This window comes from Mucilaginibacter pineti (assembly GCF_900101875.1).
In the GTDB taxonomy this organism is placed as follows: Bacteria; Bacteroidota; Bacteroidia; order Sphingobacteriales; family Sphingobacteriaceae; genus Mucilaginibacter; species Mucilaginibacter pineti.
In genome coordinates this window covers 37,551-56,278 of the sequence record NZ_FNAI01000001.1, presented here as the reverse complement: position 1 = coordinate 56,278, position 18,728 = coordinate 37,551, and the positions used below count along the sequence as shown (strand labels likewise).

At 42.7% G+C, this 18,728-nt stretch carries 10 protein-coding genes; 2 read left to right on the top strand and 8 right to left on the bottom strand.

Going from position 1 to position 18,728, the window contains the following annotated elements; all coding sequences use genetic code 11:
* Window positions 1-56: 56 nt before the first annotated feature.
* The 6 genes from BLS59_RS00165 to BLS59_RS00140 all read right to left on the bottom strand — a co-directional run bounded on the left by BLS59_RS00165 (window position 57) and on the right by BLS59_RS00140 (window position 9,049).
* A complete protein-coding gene (locus BLS59_RS00165; protein ID WP_091142220.1) occupies window positions 57-2,168 on the bottom strand; it encodes a plastocyanin/azurin family copper-binding protein in 2,112 nt (703 codons plus the stop codon).
* 31 nt (window positions 2,169-2,199) lie between these two features.
* Window positions 2,200-3,654: a 3-keto-disaccharide hydrolase gene (locus BLS59_RS00160; RefSeq protein ID WP_091142215.1), complete on the bottom strand. Its 1,455-nt coding sequence runs from the start codon at window positions 3,652-3,654 to the stop codon at window positions 2,200-2,202.
* 400 nt (window positions 3,655-4,054) lie between these two features.
* Window positions 4,055-4,375 (bottom strand): RNA recognition motif domain-containing protein, encoded by a 321-nt coding sequence (locus tag BLS59_RS00155; protein ID WP_091142212.1) that lies wholly within the window; start codon window positions 4,373-4,375, stop codon window positions 4,055-4,057.
* A gap of 67 nt (window positions 4,376-4,442) precedes the next feature.
* Window positions 4,443-6,395, bottom strand: coding sequence for a tetratricopeptide repeat-containing sensor histidine kinase (locus tag BLS59_RS00150; protein WP_091142208.1), 1,953 nt, complete (start codon window positions 6,393-6,395; stop codon window positions 4,443-4,445).
* Between the two features lie 137 nt (window positions 6,396-6,532).
* Window positions 6,533-8,227 (bottom strand): hypothetical protein, encoded by a 1,695-nt coding sequence (locus BLS59_RS00145; RefSeq protein WP_143014027.1) that lies wholly within the window; start codon window positions 8,225-8,227, stop codon window positions 6,533-6,535.
* Window positions 8,228-8,275: 48 nt separating this feature from the next.
* Complete coding sequence (locus tag BLS59_RS00140) at window positions 8,276-9,049, bottom strand: ABC transporter ATP-binding protein (protein ID WP_091142201.1); 774 nt, start codon at window positions 9,047-9,049, stop codon at window positions 8,276-8,278.
* Window positions 9,050-9,234: 185 nt separating this feature from the next.
* Here BLS59_RS00140 and BLS59_RS00135 point away from each other — a divergent pair, with 185 nt between their 5' ends.
* Window positions 9,235-9,591 (top strand): RNA recognition motif domain-containing protein, encoded by a 357-nt coding sequence (locus BLS59_RS00135; protein WP_091142197.1) that lies wholly within the window; start codon window positions 9,235-9,237, stop codon window positions 9,589-9,591.
* 55 nt (window positions 9,592-9,646) lie between these two features.
* Here BLS59_RS00135 and BLS59_RS00130 read toward each other — a convergent pair whose 3' ends face one another.
* Both BLS59_RS00130 and BLS59_RS00125 read right to left on the bottom strand, forming a co-directional pair.
* Window positions 9,647-10,822 (bottom strand): MFS transporter, encoded by a 1,176-nt coding sequence (locus BLS59_RS00130; protein WP_091142193.1) that lies wholly within the window; start codon window positions 10,820-10,822, stop codon window positions 9,647-9,649.
* A gap of 223 nt (window positions 10,823-11,045) precedes the next feature.
* Window positions 11,046-14,240 carry a glycoside hydrolase family 2 TIM barrel-domain containing protein gene (locus BLS59_RS00125; RefSeq protein WP_091142190.1) on the bottom strand — a complete coding sequence of 1,065 codons (3,195 nt, stop codon included), beginning with the start codon at window positions 14,238-14,240 and terminating at the stop codon, window positions 11,046-11,048.
* 343 nt (window positions 14,241-14,583) lie between these two features.
* On the opposite strand from BLS59_RS00125, the gene BLS59_RS00120 reads away from it, so the two are divergent.
* Window positions 14,584-18,726 (top strand): hybrid sensor histidine kinase/response regulator transcription factor, encoded by a 4,143-nt coding sequence (locus tag BLS59_RS00120; RefSeq protein WP_162842534.1) that lies wholly within the window; start codon window positions 14,584-14,586, stop codon window positions 18,724-18,726.
* The last annotated feature ends 2 nt before the right edge of the window (window positions 18,727-18,728 follow it).

Here is an 18,728-nt window from a genome sequence, read left to right as displayed (position 1 = left end):
TTTTGTTTATTTTGAATTTCTACTTCCGTTAATTACGGGATAGTATGAATGGACTACTATTTAACCACGGTTAAAGTACCCTGCATTACGTAAAAGTGACCAGGCACTGTACAAACGTAAGTGTATTTACCCGGCTTGGTTGGGGCCACAAAGTAAATGGTTTGTGAAGAACCCGGACCAACAAGCGTTGTGTTAAATAACAACAGCGGCGTGTTTGGTATGTGGCTAAGCTTTGTGCTTGCCAAACCTAATTTCATAGCCATTTCGCCTACGGCAACAGCCTGCCCTGGTTGTACAACTACAAAGTTATGCGGCATATCATCATTATTGGTAAAGGTTAGCTTAACCTTACTGCCCGCTTTAATAGTAAGCTCCAGTTTATCATATTTTAAACCCGGTTTGGTACCAAGGGTAATGGTTTGATCAATGGTTGTCCATGATGCAGGTTTGGTAGTTTGGTTCTTTTTAAGTGCAACGCCTGCAACTGTAGCTGCTTTGGCTTTTGATTCGGCGGCGGGTTTAACCATTGTCATATCCATACCGCTCATGTCATGAACCGGCTTTGGTTTCCTTTTTGGTACGTTAAGCTTGTCGCCTTCGGGAATATTGTTGAGCGTGTAATAAGCCACGGGGTGTAATAACGGGGTATTGCCTTCAACAGAAGTAACCTTATCATCAACACGTATTTCGTGAATGTATTTTTCGCGCAGGCTGTCAATCACCAAACGTACTTTTAAACCATCTTCAGATACTACCGCCGCGTTTACCACATGAATTTTCTCCCTGATGGTGTTACTGCCATATACAGGATGGTATTTGTAGGTAAAGCCTGTTACGTTATAAGCATCCGGATCTGCAGCTGCTTTTTTGTTTACAGGCTGGGTAAATTCAATTTCAAAACCATCGGCCATTGCTCTAACGGCTTTCATTTCGAACGGTGTTTTTTTAGCCCAAACAACCCTTTCCAATCCGTATAATTTCTGACCTTTTGAACCCCAGCCACGGTTTGTTTGTCCTACAAATAGTGAACCATCGGCACCCCAGGCTAATCTTAATACGCCCGATTCAAAACCTTCACGGAAGGTGAATGCTGCGCCCTGGTATTCGCCCTTAACTTTTTCAAGGAAGATACGATTTAAACGGCTCTGACCCTGATCGCCAATAATAACCTGCCCTGCAAACGGACCAAACTTATCATCCTTAGGTATTTGTACCATTGATGAGGTTGAAGTTCCTAATACCGAGTGCGGTAAATAAACTGCAGGCAATTTCATGCCTTTAACTTCGGCAGCAACTTCAAATAATGTTTTGTACGGACGTTTTGGATCCCTGTCTTCAATCTTTCCTTCCGGATCGTTAAAACGTGGATTAACGCGTGAGTAAATATCTTCGGTACGTACTTTTACCGGCGATAAAGGATCGGCAGCCCAGCGTAAACCGGCAGGGTGCATAGCAAAATCGCCTTTGTTTAATTGCATGATATAGCCAGATCCAACCCAATCGCCCTGGTTTTCGCTGTAAAAATAATCACCATCAATAAGTCCTTGTCCGGCTGGTGAGCGTAAACCTGTAGCATAAGGGGTCATTGTGCCATCAGGGGTTATCTCCAGGGTCCATGCTCTCCATTTAACCAGGCTTTTACCTCTCCACCATTCGTTATCAAAACCTACGTTAAGGTTAACCATCATGTTGCCATTAGGCATAATAACGGGGCCATAAGAATACTCATGATAATTACCGGAGATTGGCCAGGCGTAAACAGTTTCGTAAACATCTGCCTTGCCATCGCCGTTCTTGTCAATAAGTTTGGTAAGCTCGCCGCGCTGCACGCAATAGAACGCGCCGTCTTTGTAAGCCAAACCCAATACTTCATGCAGGCCCGATGCAAACTTTTTGTAGTAAGGCAGGCTGCCATCAAGTTGGTACGGGTTTTGGATGATATATATATCACCACGACGGGTTGATGCGCCAATGCTGCCATCGGGCAATAAGGTTAAACCACCTACCTCAAGCTCAACACCTTCGGGTACGGGCAGGGTAACAATGTGGTAAAAATCATTTTCTGTAGGAACAGGATTTGCAGACTTGTCTTGCGCAAACGTTGTGGCAATACCCACAGCCGCGGTCACAGAAAAAGTCATTAATATATTTTTAATAATAGCTTTCATTTGATAAATTTTAATGTCTTTTTTAACGGGGTTACCAGATCAGTGAATATTGAACAGAGGTACCTTTATCGGTATTTTTTACCGGTAACAGTAACTCCTTACCTTTTGAAGTTGTACGTAATACAGGCTTGGTGCCTTTATCAAACTGTACATAATATTCAAAGTTATTTACGCTGTACAAGCCATCGCCTACTTCGGTAATATCACTTCCGACAGCTGCACGGGCATACAGGTTTTTTGGCGCAGGACCATCAACACTGATGTTACGGGTTAATGATTTGCCTTCGTTAGCGGTAGTTTTATCATTTACATGAATACCGTTAAAAATGTATTTAAAGGTTGGGTAACCCTGCTCATCAAGCTCGTAGCCTTTAGGGCGATAAACAAGATCGGCAAGCGTATCTGGCCATGATTCGGTAGTAGTATTTAAAATAGCAAGTGATGATGCATCGCTTAAATTGATAACGCTGCCAATAGGCCTTGCGTTACCATCGCCGCGTGATAACCACATTGGCGAAGCATCAAGGAAACCGCCTTTCCAAACCTGGTAAATAGCGCCATTGTCCAGATCATAACCATAGCTTATGTTATGCGGATAACCAATGCTGGCAGAGTGGGTAACCCTTTTACCCGGGATATCAACAAAGCTGCGGAATACCACAGGCTCGCCTTTTACATCAACAGTAACGGGCTTATCGTTTTCATCCCATACGCGTTTTGAACCATCGACAATTGCGGGGTTAACACTGGTTTTATAATTGATATTTTTTATAGCTACGGCACCATGATCGCCCTGGATCCTGAGCGGACCACTTGCAGCTTCTTCTGCAAATGCCGATCCGCGTGTTGGGCCTTGCAAATCAGCATTTTCAATAATGGTAACACCGTTCAGTTCAATCTTTACTACACGGGCGTTGGCTGTTTTTTTACCGGCGGCGTCAAACTTTGGTGCGTTGAATAAAATATGCAGGTGTTGCCATAATCCGGGGGCACGGCTCACATTTAAGCGTGGCGCCACACCATCATAACCAAACTGACCATTGGAGCGGCTTTCGTCCCAGCGCTGGTAAACCGCGCCCAGATCGCTGTTGGTTACGTTATCTTTACCCCAGCTGTCAAGTAGTTGAATTTCATAACGGCCTTGCAGGTATACGCCCGAGTTAGATTCTTTCGGCATGATAAAATCAAAGTTCAGGTCAAGATCGCCGTGTTCAAAATTGGTAAACAGATCTTCGTTTTTGCTTTTGCCGGGAATGTTAACCAAGATACCCTGACCGTCTTTTTTGCTGATGGTATTTACCTTGTTAAAATCGGCAACTACTGAACCTGCAATTGACCAATTGGCCGATGGTGTTTTAAATGCTGAAAGATCATTCAGCGAAATTTGACCGGATGCCGGTGCCTGGGCATGACCCTGGAAAACCACTGCAGTATTTATTAAAAACACCTGCAGACATAGGAACTTTAAAAAGTATTTGTTTTGCATAATCTATATAAAAAATAATTGTTGGAAAGGTTAATTAGCTTTCTGAAGGTGCAGCTGATACCACACGGCAGAACACAGGAGTGCACAACCCTAAACTATAGAGTGTACTATTTTTGTTGTTGCATTGGCTTTAAGTTTATAACTAAGGTTTAATTAATTCTACTACGAAGAAATACGAAATATCTATTATCTAAATTGTTTTAGTGTAGTTATTACGTGCAGTAAACATAAGCAAAATGATGCAAAACTGTAACTTGTTATTAAATTATTACAATTAAAAAAATCATTATATGCCACTTATTAGCCCAAAAGGCAATATTGACTTACCAATACAGAGAAGGTAATGCTATTTAAATAAATGTGCTAAAGGGTTTGATGTTTGATCACCAAACGGCATAATTCAGAAACGTTTTCTGGGCCTTTTTTTACGTTCTGTAGGATCAACTTTAAAAACTTTTGGGGCCGGAGGGGCCGGCCTTTTGTCTTCTGCTATTCGTACGCTTATTTGCCTGTCGTCTATCTCCGATCCGTCAAGTGCCGCAATTGCCCTGTCGGCTCCCGGCTGATCGGTCATATCTACAAATCCATAGCCTTTACTTTCGCCTGTATTTATATCGGTAATGATCTTTACCTGGTCTACCTGACCATGTATGATAAACATTTCGAGTAATTCTATCTCGTCCATGTCCCTTGGGATACCTACTATAAATAACTTAACCATAACGGCAAAGATACTACTTTTTGATATTCGTATAACAGACTATGATTTTTACTGAGTTTCTTTAAAATTACTTTTTTACCTGCGGAAAAGTGAAGTAAAAAACCGTTCCCTCACCCACCTTGCTATCTAACCAAATACGGCCGTGATTAGCAGTAATAAACTCTTTGGAGAGCATGAGTCCGATACCTGTCCCTTTTTCGCCTTTTGTACCGTAAGAAATATCAAGGTTCGATTTTAAGAATAACGCCTGCTGTTCGGGGCTGATGCCTTTGCCATAATCCTTTATGGCAAAAGTTAGCTGATTTGCCCCTGCCTGTATTTCGGCACTAATTTCCACCTGCCCCAAAGGCCTGCTGAATTTGATAGCGTTAGATAACAGGTTACGGATAATAAAATCGAAATGGTTAACATCGCCAAACACTTCCAGCTGCGCTGCCGAGTGGTCATGAATTTGGATAGATTTATCTGCCGCCTGTTGCTGCAGTGCGGCCATATTTTTCAGGATACTGTCTTTAGCATTAAAGTTAACCGGTTTAATGTGTATGCCTTTAAGCTGTGCCTCGCCCCAGTTAAGTAGTGCGTTTAAAATTTCGAGTGTAACATTACCCTGCTTTTTCATTTCGGTTACCAGCTCATACATTTCATTTTCAGACAGACCGCCTTCTTCCATCAAAGCGAGTAACTGGGTTATCCCCCCTATCGGATTACGCAGATCATGACCAATAATAGAGAATAACTTATCTTTTATAAGATTGGAAGATTGCAATTGCTGGTTGAGCCGCTTTGTTTTGTAGAAATAAAAGGTAAGCACCAACAGGATAAGCAAAACGGCTATGGCTGCTATTAAGCCCTCATTGCGCTGATCTGTTCTCTGGCGATTGATAAGCTCCAGCGATTCTATATGTAAACGCGATTCGGCCAGTTCATAGCTGCCCTGCAACACCGCCAACTTATGCCCCTCGTTGGCTTCCTGCAAACTATCAAGCAAGCGGTGGTGAGCCTCCAATGCCTGCAACGCTTCTTCATAGCGAGCTTGCTGACGATAAATATCTGAAAGACTATGGTAAATTTCTGCGGATAGCTGTTTCTCCCCGATGTTACGTGAAATAGCCAGCGCATTTTTCAGGTGTGTGATACTTTGCGTAGCGTCTTCATTTTTCAGAGTACCCGCTATTGCCATAAGGGAGCGTGCCTCCTCTTCCTGCAACCCATTTTCCCGGGCCTTTTGTAAGCCGCGGCGATGGTAATCTAATGCCTTAGCCTTATCGCCAAGCGAGTCGGCGGCCTTACCGGCCTGATGTAAAAAGGCTATATGGGATTTAACATACCGCCCGGAACTGCTTTTGCTGATTCCTTTTTCATAATAGGCAATGGCCTGGTTATGATTGCCGTGCCGGGTATGTAGTTTGCCTATACTACTGATCAAGCCTAAATAATCGTCGGTTAGCGGCCTTCCTTCCTGTAATTGCTCCGCTTCGGTATACCAAACTAAGGCTTGTTTGTGGTTACCAACTAACTCCTGCACCTCTCCTAAACGTGTTTCTGAAAGGATAATGCCCGCAGTGTCTTTGCGCGTACGGTAAAATGCAAGGGTTTGCCTAAGAAGCGTATTGCCAGTTATGCGGTCGCCCTTGCGGGCAACGAGAATCCCTAAACCTGAGCGGGTGTCTGCAACACTGGCAGCATCATTGAGCGTTTTAAAAATAGTTAGCGCCTCCTGCCTGTACTTGATGGCCAGCCCCAGATTGCCATATCTTGCGTTAATGTCGGCCAACCTATCCAGCATAATTCCTTCGCCATGCCGGTATTTCAACTTTCTTGACAGTTTCAGTCCCTGATCTGCATAGCTCAAAGCCGAATCGGGGAAATTCTGCTGGTACGCTTTACTTTTATCCGCGTAATGCTTTATTGCCAGGCTATCCTTCACAATAACCAGTTCTCTGCGACGAGTATCTTGCCCGCAAGCCGCCAAAACAGATAAACTAAATAAAAGTGATAAACGCAGGCCCTTGATGATCATAGTTAGGATTGGATTAACGAAAGCAGAACTTTTAGGAATAAGTGTTCTCCTTTTACGTTATTATCACTCTAACAGTTGTATTTCTTAAAAGAACCTGTAAATAAAAAAGCACTTCGCCAATAGCTATTAATAACTGCTTAAATTTCAGACAGCTCAATATTATCCCACGTTTGCCTTTTGTAATACCTGAACATTACCCAGTTAATTAACAACGCAGGTATTATACATATCCAAACCACATTTTCCCAGCGCATTAAAAAGTAATGCCCAAAGCCAATACCCCCTATAAATAACAGGATCATGAGCGAGGTGATCATTTTACCCCCACCTTGTTTCACTACAACCGGGTTGGAGAAAGGTAAACCCTTAACCATGAACAGGGCCATTAAAATACCGTAAATAAGGCTTATTAAAAATGCCAGGATAAGGTCGTTTATGGCCGCTGGGCCCCATATGGCAATAATTCCGATACTCAGCACCAGGCAATAAGGTAAAAAATAAAGTACAATAATGGCTTTATACATACCCGAAAGAATCTTACCCGGAGCCCCGATTGGCAACGCGTAATAAACCCATGCCGATTTATATTTTTCAGACATGGAAATATTCATGAGGATGGATGATAATATAAACGTACACAGGTAAATGAGAAAAACATAGGTATGCCCGGCCTGTAGTTTATCTATCCTGTCAGACAGTGAATCGCCTTTGCCATTAAGCGCGAAGTACAGGAAGTAGATAGGTACATAAGCAAACGCAGGATACACCTTCATTTTAAACTCGCGTGTACGCGCCGCCAGTTTCCAGGTGATGCGGAACCCGGCATTTTCAACAGGATCTGACGCAACAAGATTTGACAGCTTTTCTATTAAATTGAACCTGCCTGCTTTTTTTACCTTACCCGTTGTATTGCTGTTACCATCGGATGTTGCAATAACAGATAACCGCCTGTTAAAGCCTGGTGCCAATACCTTAGCTACAAACCACAAACCCACCGCCGGTGTTGTGAAACCCACGATAGCCAGGATCCTGGTTATCATATCGGCCCGGGTGGCATGGATCAGCGATTCATTTAAGGCAGCTATCCATACAGGCGGCAACAGGTATGCCCACCAATGGCTCAGCAATTGAATATTGCCCAAAACAGATATATCTATCAACCGGGGCAGCAGGTAATAAGTAGCAAATATGATTATCGAAAATCCTATTTGAAAGTAACTGATGATATCCTTAAAACGCTGCGGACTCACAACTTTCATCAGCAGCAAATAAATAACATTCACCATAAATATGCTCAGGAAGGTAGCTTCCAGTATTTGTATAAAAAATATAGGCACCGCCCATATCCCGTCAACAAAACCTACAATGATGAGCGCCGGAAGTCCTTGTAACAGGGCCAAACGCAGCACATAGATACTGATGTGCATGATCCGCGATACGGCTATAGTTCTATCGCTAACCGGGCGTGGGAGAATGATGAACTGGTCGCGGGTATCAATTAAAACCGTGGTAAAGTCAGAGATCAGCGTAAGTGCCATAAGCACCATAAATACAATAAAGTAAAAGGTTTCGCCAACGTACGGCGCTTTACTTACAATAAGTATAAGGCCGATAAAAAAGCCCATCAGCAAGGTAAAAAAACTGATAAGTATTGGTGATTGCTGCCCCTTGTTGTTTTGCGCGCTTTTACGCGTTGCAAACATAGCCTTTGGCCGGCGGGTATCCATCAGCAGCTTTACGCGCAATATTTCATTGAGCTGCTCGGTATCAACACCGGTTTTGGCCAAAATTGGGTAAAAGGCCGATACCAGGCGTAAAAATATCTTATCCATAGAAAGGAACATTAAAAGGATATTATTCATTCTGCAATGGAGGCTTTATTAATCGAAAGCGTTAATAATAGCATCTGTTTCGTTAGCCGAATCTTCGCGGCCCGTTAGTTTTGAGAAAATGCGTTCCAGCGTATCACTATGGTTTTGCTTAAGCGACTCAAAAGTTCCATCGGCAATTATCTCACCTTTATTGATAAGTAAGATCCTATCAGATACCTTCTCTACCACATCCATCATGTGCGAGCAGTAAAAAATAGTTTTACCCTCCTGCGATAAACGCATGATGAGTTCCTTTATCATAATAACCGCGTTGGCATCCAACCCCGATAATGGTTCATCTAATATGATGATCTTAGGGTTATGGATTATCCCCGAAATGAGCAGCACCTTTTGCTTCATCCCTTTGGAAAAGGTATCCATGCGGTCGTCGCCGTTGGTGCCCAGGCCAAATGCCATGAGCAGCCGCTTTGCCCTTTCGTGCAATACAGCTTCTTCCATGCCATATAGTTTACCTATAAAATCAAGGTATTCCAATGGTGTAAGCACGTCGTAGATCTCGGCGTTTTCGGGCACGTAGCCTATCATTTTCTTAATTTCGAGCGGATTGGTGGCCATATTAATGCCATCAACAATAACCTCGCCTTCAAAATCGGGAATAAGCCCGGTAAGGATCTTAACCGTGGTTGATTTACCCGCCCCGTTTGGCCCTATGTAGCCAATAACCTGCCCGGGATAAATGTCAAGTGACAGCCCTTTGAGTACTAATTTTGAACCGTATGATTTTTTAAGATTATGAATTTGTATAAGCGGTGTTTCTGCCATAAAGAAGCATTATAATATGCCGTTAAATTAAATAAATATTATGATTTTATGGCGGCTGTTATACTATAAAAATCAGCGATTAATGCAAGTTTTATTTTTAATGATACAGATAAAAACCGCAGCTCGTAATAATTAGTACATAGTGTTTTATTGATTGAGTATATTTGCAGTAAAATCATTTACCCATGATCAAAATATTTATAGGCGGCTTTCCTTTAGAAATGTCAGAACTTGAACTCGTTAAGCTGGTTAGCATTCACGGGGAAGTGGATACCATTAAAATTGTAAGAGATAAAAAAACGAAGATCTGCAAAGGTTACGCGTTTTTAGAAATGAAAACCCTGCAGGATGCCGAAAACGCCGTTATAGAATTAGACGGTACCGAAATAAGCGGCCGTATGTTATCCGTAAAAATAAGGGACGAAAATGCAATAACACCTGCCCCTAAGTCATTCTCCCGTGGTCCAAAAACCGTCGGCTATGTTAAAACAGACCGCACAAATGACCCCGCTAAAAAGAAAAGGCCAAGAAAGCTTATTTAACTATCCCGGCCTGTTTTGCTGTTTTAATATTTTTATCGGATACTATTAATACTCATCAAACCAAAACTACCTCTACTGGAACAGCAGCTTTTTGATTCCGTTTCAACAGCACGAAGGCAAAGCACGCACCTGTAAGTGCCATAGCTACCCCAACCAACTCCGGCGAAGTATAACCCAGACCTGCAGCTATTGGCAATCCTCCTAAAAACGCACCCAGAGCATTGCCTATATTGAAAGCGGCCTGCGTTATTGATGCGCCCATCATTTCGGCCCCTTTTGTGGTTTGAATCATGAGGATCTGTATAGGCGAAGCTATAGCGATAGAAAGGCTGCCGCAGATAAACGTCATGATAAGCGACATTACCTGGTTACCCGAAACAAAATAAATAGTTAACAAGGCGGCCGCCATAGCTACCAGTAATACCATACAGGCGCTAAGTGGCTTCAATTTATCAGCCAGCTTACCCCCTATTATATTTCCTACAACCATGCCTAAACCGGCAACAACCATAATGTATGGCACAGTGGCCGCCGAAAAATGAGAAACCTCTGTCATCAACGGAGATATATAACTTATCCAGCAAAATAGCCCGCCAGTACCAATAGCGGTTATGAGCACTATAAGCCAGGGATCAAGCCGATTAAATACTTTCAACTCCGATTTTATATTGCCCGTTCTGCTTACCGGCAATGCAGGCAGCATAAAATAAATGGACAGCATAGTAATAAGCCCGATAAGACCCACGCTGCCAAAAGTGTATCGCCATGAAAAATGATGACCTATATAAGTTTCAACCGGAACAGTAAGCAGGTTAGCTACCGTAAGTCCGGCGAACATAATGGAGATTGCCTGCGCCTGTTTACCTTTGTCGGCAAGCCTGCTGGCCACAACAGATCCAACCCCAAAGAATGCACCATGCGGTAAACCGGAGAACAAACGGGCTATAAATAAAATAGTTGGATTTGGCGCAAAGCAAGATATGGTGTTAAATACCGTAAACATGGCCATAAGTACAAACAGTATTTTTTTAGGGGCGATGCTGCTGCTGGCGGCAACCAGCAAAGGCGCGCCTATTACCACACCCAAAGCATATGCAGAAATAAAGTGACCGGCCTGGGGTATGGTGATGTGAAAATCTTTGGCTATATCTGGTAACAGCCCCATCATCATGAACTCGGTGGTACCTATACCTAAACCTCCCAATGCCAAAGGCAGCAAATTTTTCTTCATATATATTAATAGATGGTGCGGATTGCGGCAAAAATAAGTTAATACAGGCTAAAATTGCCCGCGCTATCTTCTTTTAGGTGTATTTTTTACACTATAGTGGCTATTACCAATGACGATCTGACTTATGGGTGGTCACAAAGCAAAATAGCCATAGCAAAACTAATTTTGCTATGGCTATTTGATGTTCCCCCAAAATATGCGGGGCTATGTTTAATACAATAAACTATTTCAGGTTTATTACATAGTTAAAGCTTGTTGGTTTGGCATAAACGCGATACTGCTCCAACGGGCGCGGACCGCAGCCCCATGAGCCTACACCCAACGTTTTGTGGCTGATGCACAATACAGTTCCCTTGCTTTTTGGCAGGTCTATTTTGTACTCTACGTTTTCCATTTCCTCGTCGCTGTAAGGCAGGGCGGTTACCTGGAACAGGTCTGTACCTTGTTTTATGCCTAAGCCCAGGCCTTTATCTGTACTTAAATTAGCCCAGCGAACATCCTCGTGGTTACCGCAATCCATCGGTTTTTCGTACGGTGTAAGCTGCTGATTTACGGTGCTGAAATAATGACCTACATCAAAGCCTTGTTTCCTATCGGCATAGTTTTCCATCGGGCCGCGGCCAAAGTAATCAAACTTTGTAAGGTCCTTATCCAGGAACAAGCGTACGCCCAGCCTTCCAAATACTATTTTATCATCTCCGCTAAAGCTCACGTTATTGTCGGCATTAATAGCGCCATTGCTGTTTATGGTATAAACAACCTGGTGATGAACAACAAAGTCTTTTTTACCTGTACCGGTAAGGCTTACTTTTATTTCAACCTCATTTGCCGAAAGCTGTTTGGTGTTTACCGCATCGGTTACCCATTTAATTTCTCTCAGGCCATATTTAACCCAATAATCATCATAAGCCCACATATCATCCTTGCGGTGCGGTGCGCGCCATAAGTGCAGCATAGGACCACCGTTTTCGCGCAGGATATTGCCGGTACTGTTTTCCATTTTAGTAAAAGTTCCTTTAGCTTTATCAAACTCAAGTTTAAAGCCGGTACCTTTTACTTTAATAACATCTTTATCGTCGGCCAGTGTTAACGCGCCACCTGTTAAGGGTTGTTTAACAGCCGGGATAGCAACAGGCAGTTCCAATTGCTGCGAAGCAACCTCGAAACCCTTTTTAGCCCAAAGCTTATCCGTTGAAAGCGCAAATGAAACTCTTAAGAAATACTCGGCACCCGGTTTAGGGGTAATGTGGTAAGGGATTGTTACATCCTTTTCGCCGCCCGGTTTAATTTCGCTCAATACTAAATTACCTGATGAAATAGTTGTACCGTTTTCAGTTACCTCCCATTTAGAGGTTAAGCCATTAAGGTTGATGAACTGGTACCTGTTTTTAATGTTAACCACACCGCTCTTCAAATCCTTAGCATGGATGCTAATCCACTGGTAAGCATGTTTCAGTTCGGGGTAGTGCGGTTTTAATGAACGATCTGAAAACACAACACCTTTATGGATAAAGTATTGATCGTTAGGATACTCGCCAAAGCCGCCACCAAAGGCAGTTATAGGGTGTTTAGGATCGCGGTTGTTATATATTCCCTGATCCTGCCACTCCCAAATAGCGCCGCCTAATAATTGCGGATATTTATCGAACAGATCATTATAAATATCTACCGAGCCCATGGAGTTAAACATGGCGTGTGCATACTCGCAAAGGTAAAACGGCTTGGTAAGGGTTGCATCGTTTGCGTGTCTTTCCAGGTTTTCTACATCGGTATACATTTCGCTGTCCATATCGGCAGGGTTGTTTTTACCTATGCCAAAGCCTTGGTAGTGCGTAGGCCTTGTAGAATCGATACCTTTAATGACCTTTAAAATAGCTCTGAAGTTTGATCCGCCGCTGCCGCACTCGTTACCAAGCGACCAGATAATAACCGACGGATGGTTTTTAAAATTCTCTACGTTGGCTACGTTTCTGTCGATAAGAGCAGCTTTAATGCGTGGCTCTTCGTTAAACTCGTCCCATGCACCGTGGCTTTCCAGATTGGCTTCGGCCACCAGGTAAATACCATATTGGTCGCACAGCTCATACCAGCGCGGATCGTCAGAATAGTGGCAGGTACGTACGTGGTTACAATTGGCCTGCTTTATAAGCAATATATCACTTATCATTTGTGCCTCAGTAACCGCGTGGCCATCATTAGGCCAGTTTTCATGACGGTTTACACCTTTCAATTTAATCGGCACACCGTTAACCAAAAACAACCGGCCTTTTATCTCAATATTCCTGAAACCGGTGCGTGATGATAACGTTTCAACTGCCTCGGCACCATCTTTAATGGCGATAACAGTAGTGTAAAGCTTAGGTGTTTCGGCAGTCCATTTTTGCGGGTTGCTTACGTGGAAACTGGCATTTACTTCAACTTCTTCACCCGGTTTTAATGCCGGGATGGCTTTTTGGGTAACGGCTCCGGGTACAGGTACCAGGCCATTGTATAAAGCGATATCCAAAACGCGTGCTTTAACTGTAGCAGTGCCATAGTTTTTCACTTTGGCCGATACCGCTACATCGGCATCCTTGTATTGTTTATCAAGATTGGTTTTTACAAAATAATCCCTGATATGCTCCTGCGGACTGCTCCAAAGGGTTACATTCCTGAAGATCCCGCTCAGGCGCCACATATCCTGATCTTCCAGATAGCTGCCGGTGGTAAAGCGGTAAACCTCTACCGCCAGGGTATTTTTTCCGGGCTTAACGTATTTGGTCAAATCGAACTCGGCGGCGTTACGGCTGTTTACGCTGTAACCTACTTTTTTACCGTTCACCCAAATGAAAAATCCGGCGTCTACCCCATCAAAAGTAATGAAGATGCGACGACCGCTCCAGGTTGCAGGTAATGTAAAATCGCGACGGTAGCTACCTACCGGGTTTCTTTCGGTATACGCCGTATATTTCTCAGGCGGGGTGCTCATTACCCTCGGAAAATCCTTTTGAAAAATATAGGTAAAGTTGCTGTAGTATGGTGTTCCGTAACCTTCTACCTGCCAGTTTGATGGCACTTTAATATCTTTCCAGCCAGATACATCGTAATCTGTTTTGTAAAAATTAACAGGGCGTTTCTGCGGCCAGTCTACCCAATTAAATTTCCATAAACCGTTCAGGCTTTTGCTAAAGGTAGATGCATGTCTGTTACCGGCCAGTGCCTCGTTCAATGAGCCGTAAGGCATCAGCGTAGCGTGGCTGGCCTCTTTGTTTATGCCTATGTTCTCGGGGTCTTCAATTTCCTTTGGCACAAAAGCAGTATCGTTTTTTGAAAGTCCGGTTTCTTTTTGCTGAAAGGCAAAACCTGCTTTAGTATGGCAAATAAATGCAATGAATAGTAAGAGCGGTACAATTTTTCTTTTTAAAGAGAAGTTGGTCATAAATTGCTGATGTTAATTTAGATGTAATTTAATGGTTAACGAATAATTGGATTATATATGTTGTAATTAAGGGAAAACGATCCTGTTTGCTAAAGAGGTACATATAGCAACACAAATAACCTTAATATGCGCTTATTGCAATTGTATTATTGTACATTCTTTTTGTACAATAGTGCATTATTTTATTCAATACCGTTTAAATCAACAGGATAAACCATTTTGGGAGTTAGGTAACGATACTATGGTATTACAAGATTGGCAATTTTTGCGTTTCTTTAGCTTATTAATAGCTAATAGGCCGAGCAGTAAATCATAAATGAGTTTTAAGCGTCAATATAAAGAGTTGAAAAAAATCCATTTTTTAAGGATCATCATTTTTTTAAGCCTTTCCATTGCTGTATCCGGTAACTCCGCTTTTTGCCAGTCGTACCCCTACAAATTCAAATACCTTACTGTAGATGTTGGCCTCTCGCACACCGATGCCAATGATCTGGTGCAGGATAAACTGGGCTATATATGGATTGCCACCAACTTTGGGTTAGACAGGTTTGACGGTTACACCATAAAAAAGTTTTACAACACCAACATACCGCTCAATAACGCCAAAAAGAACAGGGTTATATGCCTTTACCCCGATGACGAAGGCAATATTTGGCTGGGTACCGAAGGCGGCCTTCAACGTTTCGACTCAAAAACTGAAAAATACATAGATTATACCGTTGAGGGTGAACCGGCTTTCTGGCGGTTAATAAGAAAAGGCGATCTCTTATATGGCATAACGGGCAACCAATTAAGGTGCTACAGCATAACGGGCGGCAACGTGAACGAGCAAAAGCTCACCATACCTTCGGGAGTAAACTTTTCTGAAATGGCGCGGGATAGTTTGGGCAACATATACCTGGCTACCAACAAGGGGGTTTGGCTACCAGGTTCCGGTGGCCAACTCACCAACCTCCGTATAGATTCATGCCCCGATCTTAACCTGTCGAAAATTTTCATAGATAACAAACAAAACATACTGATAGCCAGCGGAAGGCAGCTATTTTTAACCAATAAAATCACAACGGGCAGTTACACTGTTGTTAGGCAATTCACTTTAAACGATAACGCTTATGTAGCGCATATTGCGCAGGATAGCAAATTAAACTACTGGATAAATACCGGTTCGGGGTTGATGCGATTAAACAGCAGCCTGCAGCTTACGGATCTTATTACCAATAAAAACTCGCCAAACAGCTTAAATTCAAGTTCGTTGAACAATATGTATATCGACCGCTCGCAATGCCTTTGGGTTTGCACTTTTGGCGGTGGCGTAAACTATTGCGATTTGAACGAAAAGAGGTTTTACACACTTCAGCATGATAAGGAAGATCCCAATTCAATGTCAGGAAGTTATGTGCGGTCGGTTTTGGATGAAAACGGGCAGAATTTATGGATAGGTACAAATTACGACGGGCTAAACCGTTATGACCTGAAATTGCAAAAGTTCACGTTTTATAATACCCATAACTCCGCCGTAAAACTTAAAGATGATAACGTAACCGCACTAACGCTGGATAACGAACATAACCTCTGGATAGGCCACTCGCGCGGTATTGAAATTTTAAAGGCAAACCGGAAGGAACTATGGAACCCGCCCGGCAGCGACAAATTCCCCAATCATGTAATTGACGTGCTCACCAAAGATTGCTTTGGCAACATTTGGTTTGGTAACCATACGGATAGGTTTGGCGTAATATTCAAGGACGACAAAGGCGTATTTAATATAAAGTACTACGGTGAAAGCTATTTTATTTTTGCCGATAAGAAAAAGCCCGAACTGTTTGTATCCAGCACCCACGGATTAAAACGAATTTTGATTGATAAAGATGGCAACATCCTTAAAACCTATGATTACCAGGCTTCAGAAAAAAAGAACTCTTTAAGCTCCAACTACACCTACCCGGTAAGCAAACAGAACGATAGTACTTATTGGATTGGCACTATAGGCGGCGGTGTAAACCGCTTAATTATCCGGAAAGATGATACTTACAGCATAAAAGCCTACACCGGCAACATGGGCATTTTTAATGATGTTGAAAGTTTGGAAATTGACAATGCCGGCAATATTTGGATGGGTGGAAACGGACTGCAATTTTTAAACCCGGTTACAGGCAAGTTAATCAGATACGAAAAGAACGACGGCCTGCAAGGCAATAGCTTTAAGGTAGGTGCATCATTTAAGGGGGCCGACGGACGGTTGTATTTCGGTGGAATTAATGGCCTTAATTATTTTTATCCCAATGAAATAAAATCGAACCAGATTCCGGCGCATCCCGTATTGACAGATTTGCTCATCAACAATCAAAAACCCATTTACGGCAAGTCCGATTCTGCCGAAAACACCCTGGATAAAATAATTAGCTACAGCAAGGCATTAAAACTCAACTACCTGCAAAACAACTTTGTGATCTCGTTTAGCGCCATGCACTATGCCAATCCGCTAAAATGCAAATACCGTTACAAGCTCATCGGTTACGATAAAACCTGGAAATACACCGATGGTACAAATCCTGGCGCGGCCTATAGCAACCTTGATTATGACAATTATCAATTTATAGTTGAGGCCACCAATAACGACGGCTTATGGAGCAGCAACCAGGCAACTATAGCCATTACAGTTACCCCGCCCTGGTGGAAATCTACATTGGCCAAGATAATTTATTTCGCGCTTGTTATCGGCTTTTTATTGTGGATCTATATTTACCAGGCCCGCTGGTATAGGTTGAAACGAGAATTGGCTATCCGCGCGGTTAACGAAAATAAAAGGGAGGAAATGCACAAACAGCGCGAAGAACTTCACCAGCAGCAGCTACAATTTTTCACCAATATCTCGCATGAATTCCGCACCCCGCTTACGCTGATATTAGGGCCGCTTGAAAACATCATCAACGGTAATAAAAACGATGAACTTACCAACCCATACCAGTTGATGCTGCGCAATGTTAAAAGGCTGATAAACCTCATTAACGAACTGATGAATTTCAGAAAAATAGTCGATAGTGCTATAAAACTGCAGGTTCAGCCCTTAGCTATTGGCCAATTTTGTAATGGCTTGTACCTCGAGTTTAAAAACCTGGCTGCCAGCAAAAACATCAGTTTTAAAATAACCGACCATACAACGACCAACGGTGATGATGAACTATCGAACTTATTTGACGCGCAGGTGTTGGAGAAAATTCTATTCAACTTAATTAACAATGCCATTAAATACACCAACAATGGCGGCCAGGTTACGCTGGAGATCTTTTTAAACCGCAATGAGTTTAAACCTGCATTTGCCACAGAGTACCATTTGCTAAACGACCAGTACCGCGCCAACGCATATATCTATTTTCTGATAGCCGATACCGGGATTGGTATCTCTACTGATTCTATCAGTAATATATTTGATCGCTATTACCGCATCAGTAAAGATCATTTGGGCTCGGGCGTGGGTTTGGCGCTCGTAAAAAGTCTTACGCAATTGCATAAGGGAGATATCTCCGTTTACAGCGAACGCAATAAAGGCACCCAAATTCTTGTGGCACTACCCTGGGGCAAGGAAAATTATACCAATGCAGAAATTATAACGCCCAACAGCGACACAAAAGGCTCTCAGCTGGAACCTTTGGATGCTTCTATACTCGCGATGGAGGTTGATAAAGAACAACGCGGGCAGCTACCTGAAAAGATAACCAAACACATTTTACTGGTAGAAGATAACCATGAACTGCGCACTTTCCTGCGGCAATCGTTAGAGAAATTTTATTATATCCATGAGGCCGAAGACGGGAACGCAGCCATCGAATTAGCTGCCGATAAAACACCCGATTTGATCATAAGCGACGTTATGATGCCGGGTATGAACGGCATTGAACTCTGTAAGCTGATTAAAGATAAATTTGAAACCAGTCATATCCCGTTCATCATACTTTCGGCAAAGGACGCGCTGGATGCCAAAATAGCGGGCATGGAATCTGGTGCTGATTATTATTTTGCCAAACCTTTGAGTATCGATCTGCTGCTGTTAACTATTCAAAATATATTTGACCAGGGCCAAAAGCTGAAGCTGAAATACACCAATGATTACCTTACCGAAGCCACCGAGCTTGTCCATAATGAAAAGGATAAGGATTTTATAAACAAGCTATTGGAACTTATTGAAGCCAACATTCAGGATGCCGACTTAGACGTTGACTTTTTATGCAATAACCTGTATATCAGCCGCACCAAGCTGTACCAAAAGATCAAAAGCATATCAGATCAGTCTGTAGGTGAGTTCATCAAAACCATCCGCCTGAAAAAAGCCATCCAGATCATGACGCACGAGGATGTTTCTCTAAGCGAAGTGGCCGACAGGATTGGCCTGCAGAGCCACTCTTATTTTTCGCGCGTGTTTAAAAAGGAATTCGGAAAATCACCTTCGCAGTATATGCAGTCGCTAAAAAATGGAACGCTGAAATAAAA

Excerpts from the sequence above, each read along its gene's own strand:
- BLS59_RS00130 (WP_091142193.1), bottom strand. The coding sequence starts at position 10,822 with ATGAAGAAAAATTTGCTGCCTTTGGCATTGGGAGGTTTAGGTATAGGT.
- BLS59_RS00150 (WP_091142208.1), bottom strand. The coding sequence starts at position 6,395 with ATGATCATCAAGGGCCTGCGTTTATCACTTTTATTTAGTTTATCTGTT.
- BLS59_RS00135 (WP_091142197.1), top strand. The coding sequence starts at position 9,235 with ATGATCAAAATATTTATAGGCGGCTTTCCTTTAGAAATGTCAGAACTT.
- BLS59_RS00140 (WP_091142201.1), bottom strand. The coding sequence starts at position 9,049 with ATGGCAGAAACACCGCTTATACAAATTCATAATCTTAAAAAATCATAC.
- BLS59_RS00145 (WP_143014027.1), bottom strand. The coding sequence starts at position 8,227 with ATGGATAAGATATTTTTACGCCTGGTATCGGCCTTTTACCCAATTTTG.
- BLS59_RS00125 (WP_091142190.1), bottom strand. The coding sequence starts at position 14,240 with ATGACCAACTTCTCTTTAAAAAGAAAAATTGTACCGCTCTTACTATTC.
- BLS59_RS00160 (WP_091142215.1), bottom strand. The coding sequence starts at position 3,654 with ATGCAAAACAAATACTTTTTAAAGTTCCTATGTCTGCAGGTGTTTTTA.
- BLS59_RS00165 (WP_091142220.1), bottom strand. The coding sequence starts at position 2,168 with ATGAAAGCTATTATTAAAAATATATTAATGACTTTTTCTGTGACCGCG.
- BLS59_RS00155 (WP_091142212.1), bottom strand. The coding sequence starts at position 4,375 with ATGGTTAAGTTATTTATAGTAGGTATCCCAAGGGACATGGACGAGATA.